The organism is Pseudomonas sp. Pseusp3 (genome assembly GCF_047304225.1).
Lineage (GTDB): Bacteria > Pseudomonadota > Gammaproteobacteria > Pseudomonadales > Pseudomonadaceae > Aquipseudomonas > Aquipseudomonas fluorescens_CD.
Genome location: NZ_JBGLYV010000008.1, coordinates 1 through 23,802, shown reverse-complemented (window position 1 = coordinate 23,802; position 23,802 = coordinate 1). Strand labels below are relative to the sequence as shown.

The following is a 23,802-nucleotide window of genomic DNA, read 5'->3' as shown; positions in this document are numbered from 1 at the left end:
AAAAACTGCCCCCTGTTTTCTTCAAAGCCAAAAAATCGATGCGTTGAAGATTCGACCAAGTGGCTAAAAGTTGAGCTGACCGAGTGTCGGCTCGTGGCCGATAGCTACCCACTACAAAGCGCAGCTATCACCCCAAAATCCGCCCCACCATCAGCCCAACCTCTTCTGATAATAAAACCGCATATGCCCCGGCGGATAATCCGCCAAACGCCCGAATTCAACGTAACCAAGTTTTCGATAAAACCCGGGCGCCTGGAAACTGAAAGTCTCCAGCCAGATGCCAACGCACTGCTTCTCCCGCGCAACTTCTTCGGCCTTGCGCATCAACTGTTCTCCGATGCCTTGGCCGCGCATCGACTCGGGGACGCTGACCAGATCGATGAGCAGCCATCGATAAGAGATCTTCCCGTACAGCCCGCCAATGACTTCGTTACTGTCAGGGGCCCGAAGCAACAGGGCGAAAGTTTCATGGGCGTCGTCACCACCGTTGGCCAGGTTGTGGGCCAGCAACGGTGTCAGGATTGCCAGCCGCTCTGCTTCAGTCACATTTTCCGAACGTTCGATTTTCACAGACATGCTGCTCTCCCTGAGCAATGAGGAACGGGGTCGCCAAGGTATCCCATTCCGGTCATCCAAGGGAGAACCAGGGTATTGTCATGGCTTTACTCCTTGGCCATCGTCAGTGTGAGGGGCGTCGGTTGATTTCTTTTCCGGAACGCTGAAACTCACTGTCGTGCTGGTGAGGATCCTGTGATTCGGGTCGGCCACTTCCAGAAGAAGCTTGTGACTGCCGGGCTTGAGTCCGACCAGGATAATCGGGTCTTCACTGGTGTGTGCCCATGTGCCGCTCCAGTTGTCGACGGTCACGTGAAGGTGGCCGAGGCGGGGTGATACTTCTACAGCCTCTTTACCAAACACCGGCATGATCCTGGCGTGCTCGGTTCGATACTGGATAATCACAACGCCGCGAGCGAGCGGCTCGGCAAGTGGCGGATAGGCGGTGAGTATTGGCGCCGTTTCGGATTGCAATGGCAGTATCGCCGGTGGGGCGATGGAGTCTGCACTGCATGCGACTGTGCAAAAGAAGGCACCCATGGCAAGAACGGACAGATTTCCGAGAGCGAGGGACATGGTGTTTCTCCCGCAGGATGTCATTCAAGCCTAGATCAATCTTCGGACGCGCTCCTGCTGTAAAATCGTAGACATTGCAGTGTGCAAGCAAAGACGCACAGCTACACGACCACTCTCAAGACTCCGGGTCAAACCCAAAGACGCGCAGCTCTTGGTTGCAGCGACAGGCCCTCGCGATCCGCGCGGCCCATGCGACAGCCTCATCGCGCGAAGATAGCTACCGGTGAGCGTGGAAGTTCGGTTGAGCCATTCCCCGCCCGCCGTATGACCTATTGCGGGTTATGCGCCCTACGGTACTCGCGATCGTTGCGATAGCGTTCGGTCAAGGACTGCACGAGGGTGACGTAGGATTGCGTCTCGGCGTAGGGAGGCACCCCGTTGTACTCGACCACGGACGCTTCGCCGGCGTTGTAACCTGCCAACGCCAGCACCTGGTTGCCGTTGAAGCGCTTGAGCAGCCAGGCCAGGTAGCGCACGCCGCCACGAATGTTCTGTCGTGCGTCGAACGGATTGTCCACGGCGAAGCGCTCGGCGGTGGCGGGCATCAACTGCATCAGCCCCTGGGCGCCGGCTTCGGAAATGGCGTTGGGGCGAAACGCCGATTCGGCATGCATCACCGCGCGGATCAGCGCCCTGTCGACACCATAATGATCCGAAGCAGCTTCGATCTCCCGCCGATAGGAATGGGTGTCCAGGCGCAGTGAGGCGACCTTGAAATCCTTCGGCGCCATGCACAGATAGCAGCCCTTGATGTAATAGAGCTCAAGGACATCGACCCGTGCGGAGATCCCGACGGGGCGCCGGCTCACATATTGACGAATACCCTTGTGGATGAAGGTCCACACCCGAATCCGCACCGCGTCCGGGTTGTCGTCCCGCACAAGCCGTGGCAGGGCCATTGCCTTGGCGCCGACACCGGCGCCCGCCATGCCATTCAGGCGAGTGCAGCGGGCGCTGGCGATGGCTTGGCTGGTGTAGCTGATGGCTCCGTCCCTGGCCTGGCACTTGAACATGGCACTGGCGCACAGTGGAGCGACCAGCAAGGCCAGCTCTATGCAGCCAACAAGAAGGCTCTTGCGAGCCCATCGCCATGTTCTGGAACTCATCACATCGCTCCGCGCCGCAGGCGCCGATCAGGCTTGGGGCGCCTGGCCCGGGCGCTGCCTTTGGAGGGCCTGTTCCGGGTGACCCGCCTTTTGTTCTGATAGTTATACCCCTTGTAACCGGCCTTGGAACTTGCGTTGACGTACGGGCTGCCGGCGTTCCCAGGCGAGGCGCAGGCCTGATTGCTCGCACGACGCATCGTCCCGGCTTGCCAGGGCCGAACGCATCCGCGAATGAAATACACCTTGCGCCCCCGCGTGATGTTTTCCCGGGTTCCCTTGAACCCCGCCGCCACCACGAACGAATCCCCCCGGCCCGAAGGTCTTCGCCACGCCGTCCGCATCGGTCAGGCGCACGGTGCCTTCGAGGATGTGGCACATCTCGTCGTAGTCGCACTCGCATCTCGGTCTACGCACTGACCGAAACACGGCTGCTTCCTGCGAAGCCCCGGCGGTTCATCGAGTTCATACGCGACCATCTCAACAGTGCTTAATGCCTGACGACTGAATAGGGGGCATCCCGACGCAAACGAATGTCTCCTTCTGGCCGTTTTCTGCCTGTCATGACTAACAGATATCGACCCAAAGGGACCAATACCGCGTCGACCGGCGACAAGGCCACAACGGCTAAGTCTGCTAGCGTTGAGTGCTTTGGGAGCTAATAGAAGGACTGATGATGCAGATGTTTAAAATCGAGGCGAGCGGATTGAGTCAACTCCGTGAGGCTCTGAGTCAAGCCGCATTGCCCTTTGATGATTTAAGCGAACCGGGTAGGCAGTTTTTCCGTTTTGAGATGGACGGAAAATGGATCGCGTACGGAGGACTGGAGGGTTGTGATCAAGACATGCTGCTTCGCTCACTAGTCGTTAGTGATTCGCATCGTGGGAAAGGGCTTGGCAAAGCAGTGCTGTCAGAGCTGGAACGATATGCTGCCTTCCATGGTGTGCTTCGGTTGCATTTGTTAACTCAAAGCGCGACTGGATTTTTTACAGCCAACGGGTACGAAATTTTCGATAGGGGTGAAGCGCCGGTCGCTATCAGTCAAACCCTCCAGTTCAAGCATTTGTGTCCTGCATCGGCAACCTATCTACGAAAGTCGTTAGGTACCGCGGTTGTTACGGAGTAGTTCGTCGATTCGCGCTAATGGACGGAATCCGTGTGTTCGCACTTGGTCGATTTCTGTTGCGTCGACCGGTTGAATCCACAACCCAAAGCTGCCTGTCATATCAGGCATCAACCGGCCAAAAACAGTCACCCCTTTGTAGTAACACGCCTATCTGTTACAGATTTCAAGACTGGCGATTGGGCTGCTCGGCCTTTTTACCGAAGGTCGCGAGTTCAACCAGATCCTTTGTACAACAAGCAGATAGACATGCCAGGTGGGGTTCGACCTTGCCTGTCTCTATAAGCTATGAATTTTCGCTGGCTCACAACGTCGAGGGAAAACATGCGGAGCCCCGATTCTCTCCTTGAGCCTGGTTGCATGGTCCTGAGCACTTTTTTCATGCCGAAACTGCACTCGTCGGATGCCAAGCCATACAGACCTAAGAGCTTTGCTTTGACTGGATAGAAGCTCGACCTTCACTGACATGATCATGTCTCCAGGGCGTAACCCGAGGGTTAAAAATGGATTTCAGCGGTCTTGAGTCCCAAGTCTCGAAGTTCGGCGATCAAGTCATCCAGATGCCCGAAAGACTCGACCTCCTCGTTGTCATCAACCAAGAAATAACTTCTGCCGGCGTCCTTCTTGAAGAACACAATCCACTCTTTGGGGTTGGTCGGGTTTGCGATCACATGGGTGTCAAAGGTCACGCCTTCGGCATGTTTGCTTTTCACAGCTTTACGATTCATGTCAGTCACCACGCTACACGCGCTCTCGAATTTTCTATTTGCAGTGCGCGCCCGTTCAGCCTCATGCGAGTCTTCGCTATAAACATTTCCAGCCGCACGACGCAGTGGGTCTAGGGTATTTCAATTAACACTGCATGTTAATATTATGCACATGCATCCACTGAGGAGCTAGCCATGATTGCGATAGGCGAGGCATGGAAGGCGGGGTTGTTGGGGCGAGGACACTGGCTTCGCAATATGGTGTCTGGCGTGATCGTAGGGGTAGTGGCACTCCCCCTGGCAATGGCGTTTGCCATTGCGTCTGGCGTCAAGCCAGAGCAAGGCATCTACACCGCAATCATCGGCGGCCTGCTGGTTTCACTCTTTGGGGGAAGCCGCCTGCAGATTGCCGGGCCGACAGGTGCGTTCATCGTGATTCTGGCGGGAGTCACGGCCAAGCATGGCGTTGACGGCCTGCAAATCGCCACGATGATGGCGGGGGCCATGTTGTTTTTGCTGGGTATTTCCCGGCTCGGTGCAATCATCAAGTTTATCCCCGATCCAGTGATCGTCGGATTCACCGCGGGCATCGGCGTGATCATCTGGGTCGGGCAGTGGAAAGACTTTTTCGGTTTACCGACGATCAGTGGAGAGCACTTCCATGAAAAGCTCTGGCATTTGCTACAGGCACTCCCGGATCTTCATATGGCCACCACCCTGCTGGCTGCGCTCAGTCTTTTCCTGGTAATCACCGCTTCCAAAATTCCCGGTCTCAAACGGGTGCCTGGCCCGCTAGTCGCAATGGCGGTCGCTACAGCGATACAGACAACCTTTCATTTCGAGGGAGTCGCCACGATTGGCAGCGCATTTGGTGGCATACCTCAAGGTCTTCCCGCGTTTAGCCTGCCTGAAATCACGTTGTCCCGCGTCATCGATTTGATTGGTCCGGCGTTCACTATCGCCATGCTTGGAGCAATCGAATCGCTGCTGTCCGCAATGGTGGCCGATGGTATGGCGGGCACTAAGCATAATTCCAATCAGGAACTGATCGGTCAGGGGGTGGCCAACCTGGTCACGCCATTGTTTGGCGGCTTCGCAGCTACCGGAGCCATTGCCCGTACTGCAACCAATATCCGTAACGGCGGCACGAGCCCACTGGCCGGCATTACGCACGCGGTCACCTTGGTGCTTATTATTCTGTTCCTGGCACCTCTAGCCTCAAACATCCCACTGTGCGCCCTGGCCGCCATTCTTTTCGTGGTCGCGTACAACATGAGCGAGTTGAAACACTTCAAGCGCATGGTCCAGCGAGCCCCACGCGCAGATGTATCCATCCTGCTCATCACCTGCAGCCTCACCGTGTTCAGTGACTTGGTGATCGCCGTGAATATCGGCGTCATTCTCGCGATGCTGCACTTTATGCGCCGCATGGCCTCATCTGTGGAGGTGCAGCAGATAGTCGAACACGAACTTGAAGAAGAGCTGAGGGCCAACGGGCATGCTCGCCTGCCGCCAGGGATACTGATTTATACGATTGAAGGGCCATTGTTCTTTGGCGCGGCTGAGACCTTCGAGCGTGTGTTAGCACAGACCCATACCGACCCACGCCTGCTGATTATTCGTCTGAAGCGCGTACCGTTCATGGATATCACGGGCTTGCAAGTGCTGGAGGAGGTTATTCAGCAGCTGCACAAGCGGAATATCGTGGTGAAACTCTGCGAAGCGAACACAAAGGTGCTCGGCAAACTCGATAGGGTGGGGATCCTGCAAGAAATCGGCCCGGAGCATTACCACGCCGATTTCAACATCGCACTGGCCAACGCGGTCAGTCACGTAGAGGGTACGTCGACTCTCTAGAGGCTAACTGTCCGTGTTGGATTATGACTTGGTGTTGGTGGCATGCTTACTCTTGGTCGAATAGCTGGCACCGTGAGTATCCAGGTAGTCACGAATCAGTTGACGGACCACCTGTGAAGGCGTCAGGTCTTGTGCTGCACAGAGTTCCTCGAAAGCTTTTTTCTTGATGGGGTCAATGAGTACAGTGAGGCGCGCAGTCTTGCTTTCCATGGGGTATTCAATCGCTTAAGTCGCTGGATGTTAATCAAATTGTAATTGCCTTGTTCTGTGCTGTCACTGTACAGGCGGCTTGCTGCTCGGTAGCTCGACTTTACTCACAAGTAAAGATTTGGTTCTCACGGTGGGTGATGAGCCGGATCTGCTTCGACTCAGCATGGATCCCCATCCGCGAGAAAGGGAACAGATTCATTCCACGCTGGCCGCCTGCCTGCACCGGGTCGACTGTGATCAGTCACGAGCGACCGGAAATGGCCGTTTTCTGCCTGTTGCAACAGACTGAAAACGGCCAATTGCCGCTTGTTGCGAAGGGCAGCAATCGATTCATCTGTCGATATGCGCTGAGACTTTTCTCAACGCATACAGAAATGCTGGTTGCCGCTTTCAAGGCAGGGCATAGAGCTTGAACAGCATCCGGGATGTGTCGCTGGTACCCCCTAAATGTTTGTCGTATGCGTGCTCAACCTCACCCGAGCGATACATCTCGCTGAGCGCGGTATCGACGAGCAAGCGGAAGTTTTCATCGTCTCGATCAACCATCAGCGAGGTCGCTGAATACTCAAATATTCGATCGAGCAGTACAATTTTTTCGTTGGAATATTTGTCGGCCAGGTCATGCGTGAGCATCGTGCGTTCGGCAAAGAAAACATCCGCCTTGCCATCGGCAACACGCTTGAGACCCGCGCTGGCGTCTGCCACCGTGACGAGTGTGGCGACCACGCCCAAGGACCGCATTTGTTGATTGATCCACTGCTCGGTTACCCCGCCAGCGATCGTGGCATAGGTCATGTTGGCCAGTGCGCGGTTGATGTCTGTGCGCCAGGTCGGGCCGGTTTTAGCTACTTCACTTTTGAGAACCCTGAGCAACGCGTTGGGCGCATTTTTGCTGACAACGGCTGATAAGCCGGCAGTGTAGACAGGAATCGAGTAGCTGACTGTTTTACGGCGTTCCAGCGTTGCTGGCGTCGGTGTGCAGAGAATGTCGATTTTTCCCGTACTGACGGCGCTGGTTTCTTCGCCCAATTGAACGGGTTGGTAGCGCACTTGCAATGAAGGCAGGTTCAGCTCGGTCTTTATTGTGTTGACGATGTTCAAGCAGAGATCAATCGCATAACCGTTGGCTTTGTCACCCTGCTGGATACTGAAAGGGGCGAAGTCAGGCACATACCCCAGAACGACTGACTGATTGTTTCGTACCCGTTCAAGGGTCTCGGCGCCGGCGATCGCTGGCACGAATGCCAGCAGGCACACAAGAAACCGATGGGCAGCTTTGGTCAATTGAGCGTTCACTCCTCATTCTCCCGTTACCTGTTTTGTTGAAACGCGCTTTATCCATCGTTCAGATTTTTTCTGGGGAAACCACCCACACGCTACAGGGTAACTTGTACAGCAGATGTTCCACCGTACTGCCAACCAACCGCTCCATGCCGCGGTGTCCAACGCGCCCCATGACAATCACATCGGTGTCATAGGCCCCCGCGTAGCTGCAAAGCACCTTGGCCGGATTGCCCATGATCATGTGCTGGTGTTCCGGCGGGATGCCATTGCGTTCAGAAAGGTCGCGAAACGCATCAGTCTGCGCATCGAATAATGTCTTGGCTTTTCCCGAGGAGAAAAACGCCGAGCCATTACTGAAACCGAATTCGTCCGCACTGATACTGGAAAGGTCATGGGCGTAGATCACGTCCAGTTTTGCGTTACAGGTGCTCGCCAGTTTGGAGGCCTCACGCAGAATTCTGTCGTTGAAGCCTTCGTATTGGTCATCAGAATGAAAAGGGTCAACGGCGGCGACGATCTTGCGCGGCAAAGCGTTGTGTAAATGACTGACAAAATGCAGGGGCACCGGGCATTCACGTAGCAGGTGGATATCCAGTGGCGTAAACATCAGGCGTGACAGCAGCGATTCGTGTTCCAACGCCTTGATCAGTACGGCCATCGGCTGTTCTTTGAGATGAATGAGGATTTCCTGCAAGGGCCTTTCGACCCAGATGACTTCCGTGGTGACATGCACACCGATCTTGCGCAAGGGGCGGGCCTGGTCTTCCAGCCACTGACGATGGCGCTCGACATAGCCCCGTCGCATCTGTTCCAGCGCCTGTTCGTTGACCATTCCGGCAGTCGCCAGCCCTTCAAGATAGTCGAACGCCACGATGTGCAGGGCAGCACCTGAAGCCTTGGCCAAAGCAGCGGCCCGGTCGAAGGCGGGGCTGTTTTCCATCAGCGGCGAGACGACCAGCATGAAGCGTAATTGATCAGACATGACGGATCTCCGGTAGGTAATCGCGCAATCGCATTGCCCCAATGCTGCGGCGTTATTGGGCAGTAAAGCCTTGCTCTTAGCCTGCCGCTGTTTAGGGCGCCGGGTTTGATCTTTGTCAAAGGGAAGGGAATGGATGGTGTTGCCCGACGTGCGGTTGTCCGGGCTTTGTCCAGTGACGAAATTGTTGACCATTATCAATCTTTCGCCTGGCTCCCCGGTGCAGTCTTTGGGCTCGTGCTGAACTTTGGCTTACGCACTTAAAGAAGGGATCACCGTGGCAACCATGAGAGCGGCTGTTTTCGTTGAAAAGAACCGGATCGTGCTGGAAGACAAACCCGTCCCTGAAGTCGGACCGCTGGATGCATTGATCCGTATCACCACCACGACCATTTGCGGCACCGACGTGCACATCCTGCGCGGTGAATATCCGGTGGCCAAAGGGCTGACCGTGGGCCACGAGCCAGTGGGCGTCATTGAGCGACTGGGGTCGCAGGTGCGCGGTTTTTTCGAAGGGCAGCGGGTTATTGCCGGCGCCATCACGCCCAGCGGACAAAGTTACGCTTGCCTGTGCGGCTGCGGTTCCCAGGATGGGCCAGATACCCGCCATGGCTTTCGTGCTACCGGCGGCTGGAAGTTCGGCAACAGCATTGACGGTTGCCAGGCCGAGTACGTGCTGGTACCGGACGCACTTGCCAATTTATGCCCGATTCCCGACGGACTCAGCGACGAGCAGGTATTGATGTGTCCGGACATCATGTCCACCGGGTTTTCCGGTGCAGAGCGGGGCGAGGTGAATATCGGCGATACCGTTGCCGTGTTTGCCCTGGGTCCCATCGGCCTGTGCGCGGTGGCGGGAGCACGGCTCAAAGGCGCGACGACAATCATTGGCGTGGATGCCGTGGCCGAGCGGATGAGCGTCGCGCGACGGTTGGGTGCGACCCATGTCGTCAACTTCAAGGACGGCAATGTGGTCGAGCAGATCATGGCGCTGACCGATGGCCGTGGTGTTGATGTGTCCATCGAGGCATTGGGTACCCAGGGAACTTTCGAATCCGCGTTACGCGTGCTACGCCCGGGTGGTCGACTATCCAGCCTTGGCGTTTACTCCAGCGATCTTCGCATTCCCCAGGATGCCTTTGCCGCAGGATTGGGCGACTACAGCATTGTCACCACCCTGTGCCCGGGGGGGAAAGAGCGCATGCGCCGCTTGATGGCCGTAGTGCACAGTGGTGGTGTGGACCTGTCGCCACTGGTGACCCACCGCTTCAAACTCGATGATATTGAAGCGGCCTATGAATTGTTTGCCCACCAACGGGACGGTGTGATGAAGGTCGCAATCACCCCTTGAGGATGTCCGCGCTTACTCGAAGCAGTACGGAGGTATCTATGATCATTGATATCACGGAGAAGCCGGCAAGCCATTGCTGGGTCGTGTGCATGGATGCCTTGAAAGTGAACTTCAACAGCTTGGGAGAAGCACAGGCGTTTGTTGGCCTGCTCAAGGCACGTATCGAGGCGCCCCATGTCTGGCCAGTTGGTGCTCGCCTGGCAGACGACACAAGACGGATGTCTGGCTGTCAAATGGCTTATCCCAATGGCAAACGGGTTTGCGCCGACCGCATGGAGTAACAACGTGGACCAGTGCGGGGCGCAGTTCAAGCAGATGAAGATCCAATGAACGGAGCCATTGGGCTGACAGGAGCAGCCGCAGCGCTGGGGATTGGCATGCTCATCGGTCTTGAACGCGAACGGCATAAGGATCAGGGCGAGACCCGCGCTTGTGCCGGTTTACGGACGTTCGCCATTACGGTGTTGCTGGGTTATGTGGCGATGCAGGTCGGTGGCGGTTTGCTGGTGGGCATCGTGGTCATCGCTCTGGGATTGCTCGTCACTGTGGCTTATTGGCGAAGCCTGAGCGACGACCCCGGGGTGACCAGTGAAGTAGCATTATTTACGGTGCTGGTATTGGGGGCGTTGTGTGGCATGAACCCTGAGCTAGCGATTGCTATCGGCGTGGTGATGGCAGGGCTACTGACTTATCGAGAGAAGCTGCACCACTTTGCCCGCAGCCAATTGACTGATGCGGAATTAGGCGACGGCCTTATCCTCCTGACGGCTGCTCTTGTAGTGCTACCCTTGGCACCGGACCGCTTTATCGGTCCCTACGTTGCTATAAATCTACGCACCATTTGCAGCCTGACCGTATTGCTGATGGCGGTGGGGGCGATTGGACATATTGCCGTTCGGACCTTGGGGACGCGGTACGGATATGCGATCAGCGCGATTGCCTCCGGTTTCGCTTCCAGCACCGTGACGATCGCTGCCATGGGCCATCTCGTCGCCCGGCAGCCCGACAATATCAAGGTCCTGAGTACGGCAGCGATCCTGTCCAATATGGCCACCGTTACGCAGGTCGGCTTGATTCTGGGGGCGGTCGACCCCGGTTTGCTGCGCCATATGTGGGGGCCATTGATGTCCGGAGCAGCCGCCACGACGTTGTATGGGGTATGCCTGATGTTTCCCAAGTCAGCGACCGAGGCCAACCAGCCGATCAAAGTCGGTGGGGCGTTCAACCTCAAGCTGGCCCTGATCGTCACATTGACCATGACCGGCATTACCTTTGTTTCGTCTGTGATGCTCAGCCATTTCGGCCAGCTGGGGGTGATGTTGACGGCCACATTCAGCGGTTTTGCTGATGCGCATGCTTCCACGGCGTCGATTGCCACGCTGGCCAAGTCCGGTCAGTTGCCCTTCGATGCCATTGTCGGGCCTGTGCTGATTGCGATCAGCAGCAACTCCGTCAGCAAATGCGTGGAGGCGTGGGTAAGCGGCGGGCGACGCTTCGCCGCTTACGTGATCCCGGGCCAGGTGTTGCTGACCCTGGCGTTGTGGGCGGGGATGGGGCTGCTCTGAAGGATATCGCGCGCGCAACTGATAAAAATCAAGTGGTCGGAACAAGGAGCAATCAATCTGTGGTTCTACTCCTGGATTGAAATGGCCGTGTGCCGAGGTGCCCTATGTCGCAATCTCAGCGTTTACTCTTGATTGCTCCTTCAGCCATGACTCGGACACCGGCATTCAACCGGGCTGCTGCGCTTGCGCTTGCGATGCAATTGCCGTTACACATTGTGGCGTTCGACTATTCACAGGCCCTGGCGGTGGCCGGGCTGTTCGCCCCGGAACAATTCAGTCTAGCTCGGGACGGCTATCTGCAAACCCATCGCCAATGGCTCGTGGAGCAGGCCGGACTGATGAGCAAGCACGGCGTCGAGGTCACCAGCGAAGTGGTATGGGTACAGCATCCTTATGAGGAGATTCTGAACTTCATCAATGAGATGCCGCTGATGCTAATCATCAAGGACGCCCAGGAAGAATCGGCGCTCAAGCGCGTGTTTTTTATACCGCTGGATTGGCAGCTGCTGCGCGATTGTCCTGTGCCGGTGCATCTGGTGACTACTCCGCTGAATGCCCGACCACGCAACGTACTGGCCATCATTGATGTGTTGCGCGATGAGGATCAGGACCGTGTGTTCAACGACCAGATTATCGACGCTGCGGCGAAACTGGCCGCGGTCTGTGATGCCAGTCTTGAGTTGCTGCATGTGTATGACTGGACGGCCGTATACGTCCAGGACATGGGCTTTGCCGCATTGCCGTTGGCCACCGGAATTTATGAAATGTTGGGAACGGTTCAGCGTGAAGCATTTGCGGCCATCGCTGAACGCCACGGCGTGTCACCGGAGCGTCGTCACTTCATAGAGGGGGCACCCGTGCCGAGTATTTGTGAGTTTGTCTTCGAGTACCGCAGCGATGTCATTGTCATGGGCACGGTGCAGCACAAGGGCTTGAGCAAATTACTCGGAACCACGGCCGAGCAACTCCTGCATCGGGCGCCGTGCAGTGTGCTGGCGATCAAGCCAGGAAGAATACTGCAATCCTGAGGGATTGATCGCCCCTCGATGAGCCGTTGGCCGGAACATCGCGGGGGCGATTTTCTACAGGTAAAGACGATGAATCACCTGACGGCTGTCGTCGGGATCATTGTGCGTCTCGAATCCGAGCGCCTTGACCAGGTCGCGCATTGGGGCATTGCTGGAGGCGTCCACCGAATACATCTGGCGAAAGCCGTTTTTGCGGGCCGCCTTGATCAGATGTTCCATCAGCAATGTGCCCAGACCCAGGTACTGCCATTCATCGGCGACCGTTACGGCACATTCACACTCACACTCATGCTCGCGAGTGGCCGCGTAACGGCTGATGCCGATCTCGACCAGATGCCCGTTGTCATGGACCAAAGCGATGTAGGCCACACGCTGGTTATGATCCGTGTCCATCAACTGATTGAGCATCGCAGCACCGGGTTCGTTGATCTGCGCGAGAAAACGCATGTGGCGGGACTCGGGAGACAGCCGTTTGATGAATGCGTATTCACGGTCGCGATCCTTCTCCGCCAGTGGCCGAATCAGCAGGTATCGCCCGTCCCTGAGCGCTTCGATCCAGTATTGGCCGTCGACCGCAGCGGAGGGTGCCGCGGCCCGATCATTGTGGTCTTTGACGGTAAGCATGGGGTGTTCCTCCTGTGCGGTTTGAAAGGTTGGCATGCGGCAAAAGAACCGCGTTTGAATCCTTTTCTGCACCGCTGTCGATGCTTGAATCTGATCTGGATCAGACAGCTGTGCCGGCGGCACTGGTTTGCGTGTGCTTGATGTAAATCAAACCGCACGAGGTGATAGAGCGCAGTCTTGAAAGCATGCTGGCACTGTATGACCGGAGTCGAACGGAGGTGTGTGATGGGTCAATATCTACGTTTTCTGCTGATCTCTGACCAAACCCTGCATCAGTCTCCCGCCCAGTTGCGTGCCGTCGCATTGGCTAAGGCAGCCGGGGCCGTACTGGATGTGCGGGCCTTTGTCGAACCGGCGCCGGTGGTTCATTTATGGCAAGAAAAAGTCGACGACGCAGAGCAACAGCGGTACTTGCGTCACTACCGCCGCTGGGAGGCCGAAGAGCTCGATCGACTCAGCGACCTGGGGCTGGACGTGACGGTCAAAGCCGTCTTCACCACCCATCCGCTGCTGGATATTTTGAAGACGGTCGGAGATCTCAAGCCCGACCTGTTGATCAAGGATGTGACCTTTGAACCTGTGCTCAAGCGGGTGTTCATCACCCCGCTTGATTGTCACTTATTGCGTGAATGCCCGATCCCCGTGCATCTGGTCAACCATGTCCGGTACAGCTTGCCGCACCGAATCGTGGCAGCAGTGGATCCGTTCGATCCGTCGACACAAATCAGCGGATTGAACGACACCATCATTCAGACCGCCAACGCCCTGGCTCTGCAATGCGATGCGCCGTTACACCTGCTTTACGCCTATGATTTATCGCCCGCTTTCAACAGCGACGCGCCATTGGCCGGGGGCGGTTGGGGCGTGGATCTCAGCGAAGAGCTGCGTCAATCCTTGCACCAGGCGTTTGTTGCACTGGCGGAGCGCTACGGGGTGCCACCGGAGCGACGGCATTTCGTCATGGGACTGCCGGTGCCGGTGATCAGTGAGTTTGTCGAGCAATACCTGGCCGATGTAGTGGTGATGGGCACTGCGCATCGGGTGGGGCTCGACCGGTTGATCGGTAGCAACACAGAGCGAGCGCTGTACTCTGTGGCGGGCAGTATTTTGGTGGTCAGGTCGCGTGTCAGGGAATGAGCACTATTGCGCCGTTGAACTGACCTGTGCGCAACAGCGCCAGCCCGAACCATGGCACGCATGAAGGTTCTCCAGTCAGCAGGTGTCAGCGGAGATTGCGATGGCAGCCCATGATCAGTTGCTTAAGCTCGTCCATGTTCAGGATGTTGACGTCGCGTCCGTTTATTTCCACCACTCCCTGGTCACGCAGGTGCGCGATGCCCCGACAGATGGTTTCAAGGCGCAGGCCCAGGTAAGAGCCAATTTCCTCCCGACGCATTTTCAGCACAAAGCTGCTGGACGAATAACCGCGGGTATTCAAGCGCTGCGACCAATTCAGGAGAAAAGCGGCCAAGCGTTCATCCGAGTTCATGTTACCCAGCATCATCAGCATGTCGTGATCGCGAACGATTTCCCTGCTGAGGATTTTGTTCAGGTTGTGCTGCAATGAAGGCAGTTCTCGAGCAAGTTTTTCCAGGTGAGAAAAATGGACGGGGCAGACCTCGCTATCTTCCAAGGCAACTGCATTGCATGCATGCAGATCGGTGCTGATGGCGTCTAGACCAAGCATTTCGCCGGGGATCTGGAACCCTGTGACTTGCTCGCGACCATCGACCGAAAGCACGCTGGTCTTGAACGAACCGATTCGCACCGCATACAGCGAACGCAAAGGGTCGCCTGCGCGGTAAAGCGCCGCGCCCTTTTTGACCTTCAATCGTTGCACGATCAGTGTGTCCAGGCGTTCGATTTCCAGACCGGTAAGGCCAAGCGGCAGGCACAGTTCCAGGACGCTGCAGTTGGAACATGCAGACTTGAGGTTTTGACTTTGAAACGGCCTGGCTTCAGACATGACCTAAATGCCCCGAAATGGATGGGATAAGCATAGGTGCTACCTGCCCAAACCACCTTTTGTTCCAAACTATTGTGGGCGTAACAGACAAGCGGGTAAAAAACCGTTCCGTCGGCTGGCTCACATGCGCAATTCAGTTCATATGCAATCTTTGAGACTTGATGCAAATCAAGTCATGAGCGCTTCAGACTCTCAGAATCGAGGAAAAACCTGCTGGTTGCCTGATGCTCTGGCGGAGAAGTTCATGAGCGATTATCTAAGTGCCGAGCAACTGTAGGGACATGAAGCCTAGGCTGAGCCGGCAATGGACATTGATGGCCAATCACTGACGTCTACACAGAGTCGGCCTGCGTCGAATATCCACCCCACGGGAGATTTATCATGAGCCAGTATCAAAGCCTGTTACTGATCATCAACCCGGCCTTGCGCCATTCTCCAGCCATGAATCGTGCAGCGGCGCTGGCCAAGGCTAGCGGTGCAAGTTTGCATATCGCGGCGCTTATCCCCTCGTTCAAATGGTTATCGCTGCTTGAAGAGGGCGATCGAGAATCGGCTCGGGAGCGATACCTGCAGGACCATCGCGGCTGGCTTAAGGCTCAGGCCGAAAATTTGCGTGACAGGGGGATAGAGGTGACCTCCGAGGTGGCCTGGGTTGAAGACATGAAGCAAGACATCATTGATCACGTCACGGACATGCAGCCCGACTTGTTGATCAAGGAGGTTCAGCATGAGTCCGTGCTCAAGCGAGCCTTCTTCACCCCGTTGGATTGGCACTTGTTGCGTCACTGTCTGGTGCCGGTCTATCTGGTAGGCGGGAGCAGCTTCGTTTTGCCCCGCAAGGTTGTAGCAGCGGTCGAGGTATCGGATATCGAGTCAACCGACAATGGACTGAACGACCGAATCATCAAACAGGCTTGCAGCCTTGCGATGCAGTGCAACGCCGAGCTGCATTTGCTATACGCCTGCGATATCTCGGCCGCTTTTCTGGCGGACATGGGCGGCCTGACACTTGCTGACCTGACCAAAGCGATTCGCAGAGACCTGGAAAATTCTTTTCTGGGGTTGGCAGGTCGGTTCGGAGTGCCCTCCAATCGTCGACATTTCATTGAGGGAAACCCGGTCACAGCGTTGAGTGAGTTTGCAAATGAACACAATGTGGATGTGATCGTGATGGGCAGAGTTCAGTCCCACGGTGTGGACAAGCTTCTGGGCAGCACGACCGAGCATATTCTGTATCAGGTGCCATGCTGCGTTCTGGCGGTCTAGATCGAGTCTGTACCAGACTTGATGGCACACCGTCAGTTCGACAGTTGAGTCTGATACGAGTCAGAAAGGGGATTATTTGCGCTTCCAGTACTTCTGCATTTCCAGAAACAGGAAGGATGCGGTCCACGTGATGAGCACCAGCCCGGTAAGGGCTTGTAGACCGGTCAAGTATTTGAGGTTACCCACAGGCGAAATATCGCCGAAGCCGATCGTCGTGTACGTCGTAAAGGAAAAGTAAACGCAGTCCATCACCGAACCGTCGAAGTTGCCCGTCAGGCTGCCCCATCTCCCTGAGTGCACCATCAGGTAATAGACCAGCGCAAAGCACCAGACCTCTATTGCGTGGGCCAGGAGGGCGCCGAATACTCCAACTACGATTCTGAAGCGGCTCCACAGCTTGAGCCGGGGTAGCCAATCATTCAGGCGTAACAGGCATTCATAGTGGATCAATACGGTGATGATGACCACCAGCGTATTGATCAGCGTGACTGCCAGCATGGCAAATCTCCAGTGAAAGGGGAGACGGTGAATCAGAGTATTTCTACGCCAAGAAGCCGGAAAATCGTTGAGCTGAATCAACAAGGGTTTTAGTAATCGAGAGCCAGTCGTTCCGTTAACGATAGCTGCTGATTAGTTGATAAAAGTCAGGTTCCCCACGGCATAACTCCAAATAATCGAACTACCGCTTTCCAGTCGTAACAAGTCGACGGGACGATTATGAAAACGTACTTGTTCGTTGTATTGCCGGATATTTTGCTGGCTGCAGTCACGAGCTCACTCGAAGTAACAGGCGTTTGATTCAAGGCCCCGACAGCCAGGCGGGTTCGCACTCAGGCAGGTTTCAGGGCGAGGTATGTGATGCTCAAACTCAAACGCATTCTATTGATAGCCCCCAGCGAAATGACCCTGACCCCGGCGTTTGAGCGTGCACATGCCTTGGCTGGTGCAACCGCTGCCTTATTGCACATTGTCGCGTTCGATTATGTCCAGGCACTGGCGGTAGCCGGTCTGCTTGACCATGATGCGATGGCTCAGGCACGAGAAGGCTACCTGCAGGTGCACCGTCATTGGCTGGAGCAGCAGGCCCGGTTTCAACGATGTGGCGGCATACAGGTGACCACCGAAGTGGTCTGGGCCAAGTCGAGCCTGACAAACCTGCTTGAGTACGTGAACGACTTTCTTCCGGACCTGGTAATCAAGGACACCCATTATGTGCCGGCACTTGACCGTGCCTTTCACCGGCCTGTGGACTGGCGACTGCTACGCGAGTGTCCGACTCCCCTGCACCTGGTTACCAGCGCCAAAAATCCTAAACCCTTGAAAATTCTCGCGGCGATCGATTTATCCCATCTGGAAGAGCTGACTCGGGGATTAAATGACCGAATAATCGACCTGGCATCTACTCTGGCGGCCAGTTGTGGTGCCCAGTTGCACTTACTTAACGTCAGTCGTTGGTCAGAGATAAGCGATGTGCCGATGAGTGTGCCGACAGGCAGTCTTGATAACAGTTTGAGGGACGCAATTGAAGATGCCCAACAAGAGGCTTTCGATGTGCTTGCCGAGCGCTATTGCATCAGCAATACACGCCGACACTCACTGACAGGCGTCCCCCACAAGGTCATCGGACTTTTCGCTCAACAGAATGCCTTTGACATGGTGGTGCTGGGCACGGTTTATCACCGTGGGCGTGACCGGTTTATCGGCGATACTGCCGAGAGCGTGTTAAACCGGGCACCGTGCAGTTTGATGATCGTCAAGCCATTAGTCTTGCCCGATTGAAAGGAACGCCGTCGAGCTTGCAGTTGATAAAAATCAACTGTCTGAATCGCCCCTGATTTTGTAGACAATGAATGACCGTTATTGGCTGTGGATTACTGCCCGTCACCAAGTGCAGAAATCGACCCATTGCAAGCGATCGCAGCCAATACAGTTACGGTCAGTTTGCCCGCGCCGAGAGTCGCGTCGTGCAAGATCTACCCGGTTGCGCCGCACTAGAGCATCACGCTGCGTCAATGCCTGTTGCAACCGCCGAGCCACTGCTACGCCAGGACAATACGTTTGAGCTTGGCGTTCAGTGCGGCGAACGCCGCTTCGGTACTGGCCTTGTGGTTGGTGATGAGCACGTCGATGCGTTCTGGCGGGCAGAAAGCGACGCGGCTCTCCACGCCGATCTTGCTGTAGTCGGCGAGGATGACCACGCCTTCGGCATTGTCGGCCATGGCGCGCGCCACTTCGGCTTCGCGGTGGTCGTAGTTGCTGGCACCGCGCTGGGCGTCGATGCCGACGGGAGATAACAGCGCGAGGTCGGCCCGATAGCGGCCAATTTCCGCCACCGTGGTGCCGCCAACCGTAGCGGGAGCTCGGTCGTCGAGCGAACCGCCCAGTACGATCACCTCGTTGTGCTGGCCGCCTGGCACAGCGGGATTACGCAATTGCAACGCCACGTTGAACGAGTTGGTGATCACGGTCAGCCCTCCCAGCTTGGCCAGCTCTTCGGCGAGGATGACGGTGGTGGTGCCCGCGTCGATAAACAAAGTCTGTCCGTGCGACAGCAGGCTGACCGCTGCGCGCGCGAGGTCACGCTTGAATTTGACGTTGATATTCGCCCGCTCGGCGATGGGCGCTTCGTCTTCAACGCGGATGGCGCCGCCGTGTATCCGCTTCAACTCCCCCTGTTCTTCCAGAGCGACCAGGTCGCGTCGCACCGTCTCGCGTGAAACGTTCAGCTCCGTGACGATGCGGTCGGTGGTGACGCGCTGCAAAGTCGATAGCAGTGCGCGGATCCGCTGGTAACGCTCTTCTTGCCACATACCGGGTGTCCCTGCTGTTCGAGTCGCTGTCCGAGCACGCATTGTGGAGGGGCGTCAGTCGCTGTCAAGTTTGGCGCGGCCTCATGATCATTGGGCTGGCGCAGCCTGCGCGTCATATTTGTGGAATGCTGAGGCATCATTGTTTTTTTGTGTATTTGGAGCTAGCCTCGTGGCCGGACGATTTCTTCCCCTCGTCCGCATTTCGAAACACGCTTTCGCCATCGCCTCGGTTGTAACCTCTCATCTAGAAGTAGGAGCTATGCCATGCAGCGTCGCCAGTTTCTGAACACCCTCGCCACCGTTTCCGTTGTCAGTCCGCTGTTGTTGTCATCCCGCATAACGCAAGCCGCCACGCCCCCGGCCACACCAAGTGCGCTGGACCCGGCGCGCTGGTCGCCGCTCAACCAAAAGCGTCTGCAGGCGGTGATCGATGAGCACGGCGTCAAGAGCGCGTCCTACCGCCCTGACCAGCGCCCGTACGCGGTGTTCGACTGGGACAACACCTGCATCATGAACGACTGTGAAGAAGCACTGCTGGTCTACCAGATCAATCATCTGCAGTACAAGCTGACGCCCGATGAGTTCGCTGAGGTGGTGCGTCAGGACGTGCCGAACGGCGCATTCATGAAGGACTACACCACGGTGGACGGCAAGCCGGTCAAGATGGAAGACATCGCCAGCGACGTAGAAGCGGATTACCGCTGGTTGCACGCCAACTACAAGGGGCTCGCCGGCGACAAGAGCCTGGAAGAGATTCAGGCCAGCGAGCAGTACAAGGATTTTCTCGCCAAGCTCTACTTCATGTACGACGCAATCTGCGACAGTTACCCGGTGGAGATCGGCTATAAGTGGATTCTGTATTTCTACAAGAACATGACCACGGCTGAGTTGCAGGCGATGGCCGAGGCTTCCAACAATTACGCCATCGGCGACGCGCTGCGCAAGGTCAAGTACGAGAGCTCACGCACGTTGCCGGGCAAGGCCGGGGTGGTGGCGGATACGCACTTTCATGGCATCCGCATCCATGAGGAAATCCGCGGCCTGATGCACACGCTGCGCGCCAACGGCATCGACGTCTATGTCAGCACAGCCTCGATCGACGATGTGGTACGCGTGTTCGCGGGCAATCCTCATTACGGATACGGCGTGCCGCCTGAGAACGTGATCGGCCTGCGCATGGCGATGGAAGGCGGCAAGTACACCACTCGCTATCAGCCGGACTGGCACTTCAACTACGGGCCGGGCAAGACCGTCGGCATCAAGAACGTGCTGGTTAAACAGAAGGGCTATGGCCCGGTGTTGGTGGCTGGCGACAGCGATGGCGATGCCTGGATGCTGCGCGACTTCAACGATACGGCGGTGGGGGTGATCGTCAACCGCATGAAGAAGGGCGAGATCGGCACCGACAGCCAGCAGGCCGCTACCCAGTTGGGCACCCCGAACGCCCGCTTCATCCTGCAGGGGCGCAACGAGCACACTGGCCTGATGATTCCAGACGAGAAATCGCTCAAGTACGGTAAAGACGAGCTTAAGCTACTGGCTTGATGGCACTGGCTCGCGGGTGGCCGGCGGCCATCCGCGAGCCGCAGTGCAACTCGCCTTGTACCTGCGGTAATGATGATTCTGCGTCGGAAAGTCGATACCGCTACCGGCCCGAGTAAGTCAGTCGTATCGAGTCAAAATTGTGAGTGGCCCTGGATTTACGAGGCGCGCCCCACAGACCGCTTTTGGCCGTTTTCTGCCTGTCGCGAGAGGCAGAAAGCGACCCAGGACTGCCGTCTTGGATAGGCCGATTAGAGTAGAAGAAATAAATATGCGCCCAGTTTTCAAACGAAGTAAGCGGTGGTTGAGCGCATTGTTAGCTGTCACCACCATCCGTTGCTATGTAGGAAGGTTTTTTTGTAAAAGTCTATGTTTGCGCGGAGTGCATAAAATGCACTTACTCCATATTTGAGGGCATTGGATAATTCGGGGTATCCGAGCGCATCTAGAAGAAAACTTAGGACTATAATAATGGCAACTGACAAGATTAAGTATGTGATTGATTTCTTCCACATTCCTTTTGATAGGTAATATATTGGGCCGAAGAGATACGCCAATATGTTAAAAGAGAAGGCTTTTCTTCGCTCCGGCTTTGGAAGATTTTTGAGGTTGGGTAGCTTTGGCCCGCCTGCATGAGCGATTGCCTTGAAGCGCTCTTTCCAAACTGCAGAAATCGGTAGGTTTTCTATCATTTCGTCAGTTGGTTGTTCGTTGAGTTCGAGAACCACTGCAGTGGGTGGGGAGTAGGGATTATGAGATTCCATGAGGCTTCCTTATTATAAGTAGACGGCAGAAGTGGCGTAGTATTTTCCGTCGTTTCTGTCGCATAACGTTCCTTGCTCATGCGTAACTCCCTGTTTTGCTTGAGTGTCGCGCCAGAAACACGAAATGAGGCGAGTAGGAATGGCGGCATTGTCTTTGGCCTCATTGCGGAGTCTAGCAGCGCGTCCGAGGTCTGCTATGTAATGGCCGGTTGCTGCCGGTCAAAAAGGTCAGCTTGCGAACCAAAGTACTCCTTCCCTATGGTGGCGCTTTCAGCACGGTTGGGCGTTTAGGGCGAGGGCTGTACCGTTCTACCTCTCGAATGTACTCGCGCGCTTCGCGAAAATAGTAGCGCATCAAATGAGTTCGCAGGTTCTGTCGTAGACGCCAAGTACTGTATGCACTTGCGCAAAGAAAGACGAAAAAATAGATCCACTCATTAGTGTCAGATAAAAATAAAGCCAGACAAGTAAGCAGTATGAAAATTAATTGATCAGATGTATTGAGCCATCCACTGTCTATTTCCCGCTTTCTCAGGGTCCGAAGCAACCACCTATACATGGCGAAAAAAAGTGCACTCAAGAAAAAGAATACGAATCCTATAATCCAGCTTCCTGGTATGGGCGAAAAAAAGAAACTGACCCCAAAGCCCGCAAGGATAATACTTGTGGCGAATGCACCAAGAAGAGCATCCCACTGTTGATCGGCGTAGCGATACAACCGTCGTTTGATCTCGGCCCGGTGTATCTCGTGATAGCGAGGGTTCATAGGCCTAACCTAGGCTAGCTAGCCAGAAAACAAAAACGTGCCTTTGTTTGCCAAGTGTATGGTAGGTAGTGCTTTTGTCCAGGTTGTGCTCCCTACACGGAAGAGAATGAGAGATTGCCGCTTCCGGCCGGTCTCAGCCGGTCGCGACCGGCTGAGACCCATTGCTGCCGGTGGCGACAGGCAGCAATCGAAAGACTTCATTCGTCACGCTACCTGGAAGCATCACGCAAGAGATGACGGCCCTGGCCGCATAACCCCAACCCCAACACCGTGATCACCGAGTCACTCATTCTGCCCGAAGTCGGGGTGATTGGATTCTTGAGATCGGCCTGTATGACGTCAGCGGCGATCTAGTCGCCGTAGTCACGGAGGCTGCGATGTTCAATGTGTGTCAGTTGAAAGAATCTTAGGATGTCTGTGACAGCGTTCTCGGAGCTACACACAATCGATGGAAGTACGGGCTATATCAAGCAGGGACTAGCAAGGATTAAAGCGCCAGGACTCAGGAATGCAATCGGGTGAGTAGTCCTCTTCGGCTTCTAAACAAAAGATTCAGTGATAGCATTTTGATCTAAGAGTTTTTAATTCATCCGGCGCGCCTAGTCTACGCTCGCATTAGTGTTCCTTCGTCAGGGGCAGAGTCGAGTGGTGTTCATTTTGGCGCGATTGTAGATAAGGACGGAGGTACAGTCGCCGACGCTGTCAGCGTGTCCAATGATGCGATCGAAGATTAAAGGCTTGGTCTTTTATATAAAATCAGGATCTTGAAAAATAAAGTTAGGGTGATGGGGTGGGATATTCAGCTGTCACTTTTGGTGTCAGTTGCAGCTGAAGTAAAATCTGATAGCGGAAGGGTGATTGATTGTGTGCTAATTCCTCTTGGTCGCCATGTTTCTGGAAGTGCGAGGGATCAATAGCTATGAGGTTTTATTTTCTGATTGCGTTAGTGTTAACTACTTTGTCGGTATGGGGTAGGGTTGTGACTGAAAGTCAGCAAGTGAATTATTTTTTGGTGGACGGTGTGAAGTATTGTTTAAATTCAGATTTGATGTCGAAAGGAGTTAGTTCTAAAGATGGGAGTCAGACGGTTTTTATCAACGGTGTAAATGTCGTTGGTAGTAATGTTGGGAAGGTTAAGGTGTTTGTTGATCGCAATGATATTGGCAAGAATGACCCAGGTAGGTCTGCTTTCGAATTCATCAAAAGTTGGGGTGGGACCTTGGAGGTGGTAGAAGCGACGAATGATTTCGTGGTCTATCGCTCTGATGAGGTTGCCCGCAAGAAAGAATGGATTTTTAAAGACTTGCGTGATGATGAATATTTTTACTATGACTGTATATTTCAGCTTACCTGCTCTATTAATGGGGCTTATGAAGAGGAAATTGGATTGCGAGTGGATTTTAATCCTGGTGAGAAAGTACTTTCTAACAAAGAAGTTTTGGAAATTTATCGGGCGATTAAACAAATAGTCTTCGGGGCTTTCGCGAACCACCAATGTTGAGCTCATCGCTAAAGTAGGTTTGTTGAAAATGCTACTGCCAAACTCTGGAGCAGCAGATCTTTGGCGTCTTCTTCGAGTAAATCCTCGGCAAATGTTGCAGCGGCAAGTCTTCTGATTCTTGCATGAATTTGGGAATGACTGCTTTTGGCTGTGGATTCAACCGGTCGATGCAACACAACTAAATTCTGTGTGAGCAGAAGGAGTGTTGCAGATGAAGCAGAGACC

General features: G+C 55.3%; 25 protein-coding genes and 1 pseudogene. 12 read left to right on the top strand and 14 right to left on the bottom strand.

What is annotated here, in order from left to right; all coding sequences use genetic code 11:
* Positions 1-150: 150 nt before the first annotated feature.
* The 4 genes from ACCD00_RS04660 to ACCD00_RS04645 all read right to left on the bottom strand — a co-directional run bounded on the left by ACCD00_RS04660 (position 151) and on the right by ACCD00_RS04645 (position 2,615).
* Positions 151-576 carry a GNAT family N-acetyltransferase gene (locus tag ACCD00_RS04660; RefSeq protein ID WP_413422303.1) on the bottom strand — a complete coding sequence of 142 codons (426 nt, stop codon included), beginning with the start codon at positions 574-576 and terminating at the stop codon, positions 151-153.
* 78 nt (positions 577-654) lie between these two features.
* The gene (locus ACCD00_RS04655; RefSeq protein ID WP_413422301.1) at positions 655-1,131 is read right to left on the bottom strand and encodes a DUF6130 family protein; all 477 of its coding nucleotides are present in this window, start codon (positions 1,129-1,131) and stop codon (positions 655-657) included.
* A gap of 269 nt (positions 1,132-1,400) precedes the next feature.
* Positions 1,401-2,237: a lytic transglycosylase domain-containing protein gene (locus ACCD00_RS04650; RefSeq protein ID WP_413422299.1), complete on the bottom strand. Its 837-nt coding sequence runs from the start codon at positions 2,235-2,237 to the stop codon at positions 1,401-1,403.
* Positions 2,238-2,339: 102 nt separating this feature from the next.
* Positions 2,340-2,615: a hypothetical protein gene (locus ACCD00_RS04645; protein WP_413422453.1), complete on the bottom strand. Its 276-nt coding sequence runs from the start codon at positions 2,613-2,615 to the stop codon at positions 2,340-2,342.
* A gap of 20 nt (positions 2,616-2,635) precedes the next feature.
* Between ACCD00_RS04645 and ACCD00_RS04640 the strand changes: the two are divergent.
* Positions 2,636-2,728: pseudogene (locus ACCD00_RS04640) on the top strand (LysR family transcriptional regulator); the annotation flags it as partial.
* Between the two features lie 179 nt (positions 2,729-2,907).
* The gene (arsN2, locus tag ACCD00_RS04635) at positions 2,908-3,360 is read left to right on the top strand and encodes an arsenic resistance N-acetyltransferase ArsN2 (RefSeq protein WP_413422297.1); all 453 of its coding nucleotides are present in this window, start codon (positions 2,908-2,910) and stop codon (positions 3,358-3,360) included.
* 494 nt (positions 3,361-3,854) lie between these two features.
* Here arsN2 and ACCD00_RS04630 read toward each other — a convergent pair whose 3' ends face one another.
* On the bottom strand, positions 3,855-4,085 hold the full coding sequence (locus ACCD00_RS04630) for a hypothetical protein (RefSeq protein ID WP_032828974.1): 231 nt from the start codon (positions 4,083-4,085) through the stop codon (positions 3,855-3,857).
* A gap of 174 nt (positions 4,086-4,259) precedes the next feature.
* On the opposite strand from ACCD00_RS04630, the gene ACCD00_RS04625 reads away from it, so the two are divergent.
* Positions 4,260-5,921: a SulP family inorganic anion transporter gene (locus tag ACCD00_RS04625; protein ID WP_413422295.1), complete on the top strand. Its 1,662-nt coding sequence runs from the start codon at positions 4,260-4,262 to the stop codon at positions 5,919-5,921.
* A 21-nt stretch (positions 5,922-5,942) separates the two neighbouring features.
* Here the strand turns inward: ACCD00_RS04625 and ACCD00_RS04620 are convergent, their stop codons facing one another.
* The 3 genes from ACCD00_RS04620 to ACCD00_RS04610 all read right to left on the bottom strand — a co-directional run bounded on the left by ACCD00_RS04620 (position 5,943) and on the right by ACCD00_RS04610 (position 8,397).
* Positions 5,943-6,131: a ribbon-helix-helix protein, CopG family gene (locus tag ACCD00_RS04620; protein WP_057399463.1), complete on the bottom strand. Its 189-nt coding sequence runs from the start codon at positions 6,129-6,131 to the stop codon at positions 5,943-5,945.
* A 390-nt stretch (positions 6,132-6,521) separates the two neighbouring features.
* Positions 6,522-7,427: an amino acid ABC transporter substrate-binding protein gene (locus ACCD00_RS04615; RefSeq protein ID WP_413422292.1), complete on the bottom strand. Its 906-nt coding sequence runs from the start codon at positions 7,425-7,427 to the stop codon at positions 6,522-6,524.
* A 49-nt stretch (positions 7,428-7,476) separates the two neighbouring features.
* Entirely contained in the window at positions 7,477-8,397 is a 921-nt protein-coding gene (locus ACCD00_RS04610; RefSeq protein WP_413422451.1) for a universal stress protein, read from the bottom strand.
* Positions 8,398-8,671: 274 nt separating this feature from the next.
* On the opposite strand from ACCD00_RS04610, the gene ACCD00_RS04605 reads away from it, so the two are divergent.
* The 4 genes from ACCD00_RS04605 (at position 8,672) to ACCD00_RS04590 (ending at position 12,338) form a co-directional block, all read left to right on the top strand.
* On the top strand, positions 8,672-9,745 hold the full coding sequence (locus ACCD00_RS04605; protein WP_413422290.1) for an NAD(P)-dependent alcohol dehydrogenase: 1,074 nt from the start codon (positions 8,672-8,674) through the stop codon (positions 9,743-9,745).
* Between the two features lie 38 nt (positions 9,746-9,783).
* The gene (locus tag ACCD00_RS04600) at positions 9,784-10,026 is read left to right on the top strand and encodes a hypothetical protein (protein ID WP_413422288.1); all 243 of its coding nucleotides are present in this window, start codon (positions 9,784-9,786) and stop codon (positions 10,024-10,026) included.
* A gap of 45 nt (positions 10,027-10,071) precedes the next feature.
* The gene (locus ACCD00_RS04595; RefSeq protein ID WP_413422286.1) at positions 10,072-11,310 is read left to right on the top strand and encodes an MgtC/SapB family protein; all 1,239 of its coding nucleotides are present in this window, start codon (positions 10,072-10,074) and stop codon (positions 11,308-11,310) included.
* Positions 11,311-11,414: 104 nt separating this feature from the next.
* Positions 11,415-12,338 (top strand): universal stress protein, encoded by a 924-nt coding sequence (locus ACCD00_RS04590; RefSeq protein ID WP_413422284.1) that lies wholly within the window; start codon positions 11,415-11,417, stop codon positions 12,336-12,338.
* Between the two features lie 54 nt (positions 12,339-12,392).
* Here ACCD00_RS04590 and ACCD00_RS04585 read toward each other — a convergent pair whose 3' ends face one another.
* Complete coding sequence (locus tag ACCD00_RS04585; protein WP_413422282.1) at positions 12,393-12,962, bottom strand: N-acetyltransferase family protein; 570 nt, start codon at positions 12,960-12,962, stop codon at positions 12,393-12,395.
* A 225-nt stretch (positions 12,963-13,187) separates the two neighbouring features.
* Here ACCD00_RS04585 and ACCD00_RS04580 point away from each other — a divergent pair, with 225 nt between their 5' ends.
* Positions 13,188-14,099 carry a universal stress protein gene (locus tag ACCD00_RS04580; protein ID WP_413422449.1) on the top strand — a complete coding sequence of 304 codons (912 nt, stop codon included), beginning with the start codon at positions 13,188-13,190 and terminating at the stop codon, positions 14,097-14,099.
* A gap of 85 nt (positions 14,100-14,184) precedes the next feature.
* Here the strand turns inward: ACCD00_RS04580 and fnr are convergent, their stop codons facing one another.
* Positions 14,185-14,928, bottom strand: coding sequence for a fumarate/nitrate reduction transcriptional regulator Fnr (gene fnr / locus ACCD00_RS04575; protein ID WP_413422280.1), 744 nt, complete (start codon positions 14,926-14,928; stop codon positions 14,185-14,187).
* Between the two features lie 381 nt (positions 14,929-15,309).
* Here fnr and ACCD00_RS04570 point away from each other — a divergent pair, with 381 nt between their 5' ends.
* Positions 15,310-16,194, top strand: coding sequence for a universal stress protein (locus tag ACCD00_RS04570; RefSeq protein ID WP_413422278.1), 885 nt, complete (start codon positions 15,310-15,312; stop codon positions 16,192-16,194).
* 72 nt (positions 16,195-16,266) lie between these two features.
* On the opposite strand, the gene ACCD00_RS04565 is transcribed toward ACCD00_RS04570, so the two are convergent.
* The gene (locus tag ACCD00_RS04565) at positions 16,267-16,692 is read right to left on the bottom strand and encodes a potassium channel family protein (RefSeq protein ID WP_413422276.1); all 426 of its coding nucleotides are present in this window, start codon (positions 16,690-16,692) and stop codon (positions 16,267-16,269) included.
* A 360-nt stretch (positions 16,693-17,052) separates the two neighbouring features.
* On the opposite strand from ACCD00_RS04565, the gene ACCD00_RS04560 reads away from it, so the two are divergent.
* Positions 17,053-17,973 (top strand): universal stress protein, encoded by a 921-nt coding sequence (locus tag ACCD00_RS04560; RefSeq protein WP_413422274.1) that lies wholly within the window; start codon positions 17,053-17,055, stop codon positions 17,971-17,973.
* A 260-nt stretch (positions 17,974-18,233) separates the two neighbouring features.
* Here ACCD00_RS04560 and ACCD00_RS04555 read toward each other — a convergent pair whose 3' ends face one another.
* The gene (locus ACCD00_RS04555) at positions 18,234-19,004 is read right to left on the bottom strand and encodes a DeoR/GlpR family DNA-binding transcription regulator (RefSeq protein WP_413422272.1); all 771 of its coding nucleotides are present in this window, start codon (positions 19,002-19,004) and stop codon (positions 18,234-18,236) included.
* 264 nt (positions 19,005-19,268) lie between these two features.
* Here ACCD00_RS04555 and ACCD00_RS04550 point away from each other — a divergent pair, with 264 nt between their 5' ends.
* Positions 19,269-20,549 carry a haloacid dehalogenase-like hydrolase gene (locus tag ACCD00_RS04550; protein ID WP_413422270.1) on the top strand — a complete coding sequence of 427 codons (1,281 nt, stop codon included), beginning with the start codon at positions 19,269-19,271 and terminating at the stop codon, positions 20,547-20,549.
* A gap of 320 nt (positions 20,550-20,869) precedes the next feature.
* Here the strand turns inward: ACCD00_RS04550 and ACCD00_RS04545 are convergent, their stop codons facing one another.
* Positions 20,870-21,310 (bottom strand): DUF2628 domain-containing protein, encoded by a 441-nt coding sequence (locus tag ACCD00_RS04545; RefSeq protein ID WP_413422268.1) that lies wholly within the window; start codon positions 21,308-21,310, stop codon positions 20,870-20,872.
* A 1,745-nt stretch (positions 21,311-23,055) separates the two neighbouring features.
* On the opposite strand from ACCD00_RS04545, the gene ACCD00_RS04540 reads away from it, so the two are divergent.
* Positions 23,056-23,577, top strand: a complete 522-nt coding sequence (locus ACCD00_RS04540; protein WP_413422266.1) for a hypothetical protein — start codon at positions 23,056-23,058, stop codon at positions 23,575-23,577.
* An 8-nt stretch (positions 23,578-23,585) separates the two neighbouring features.
* Here the strand turns inward: ACCD00_RS04540 and ACCD00_RS04535 are convergent.
* On the bottom strand, positions 23,586-23,802 hold a 217-nt coding region (locus ACCD00_RS04535; RefSeq protein WP_413422264.1), incomplete at its 5' end, for a hypothetical protein.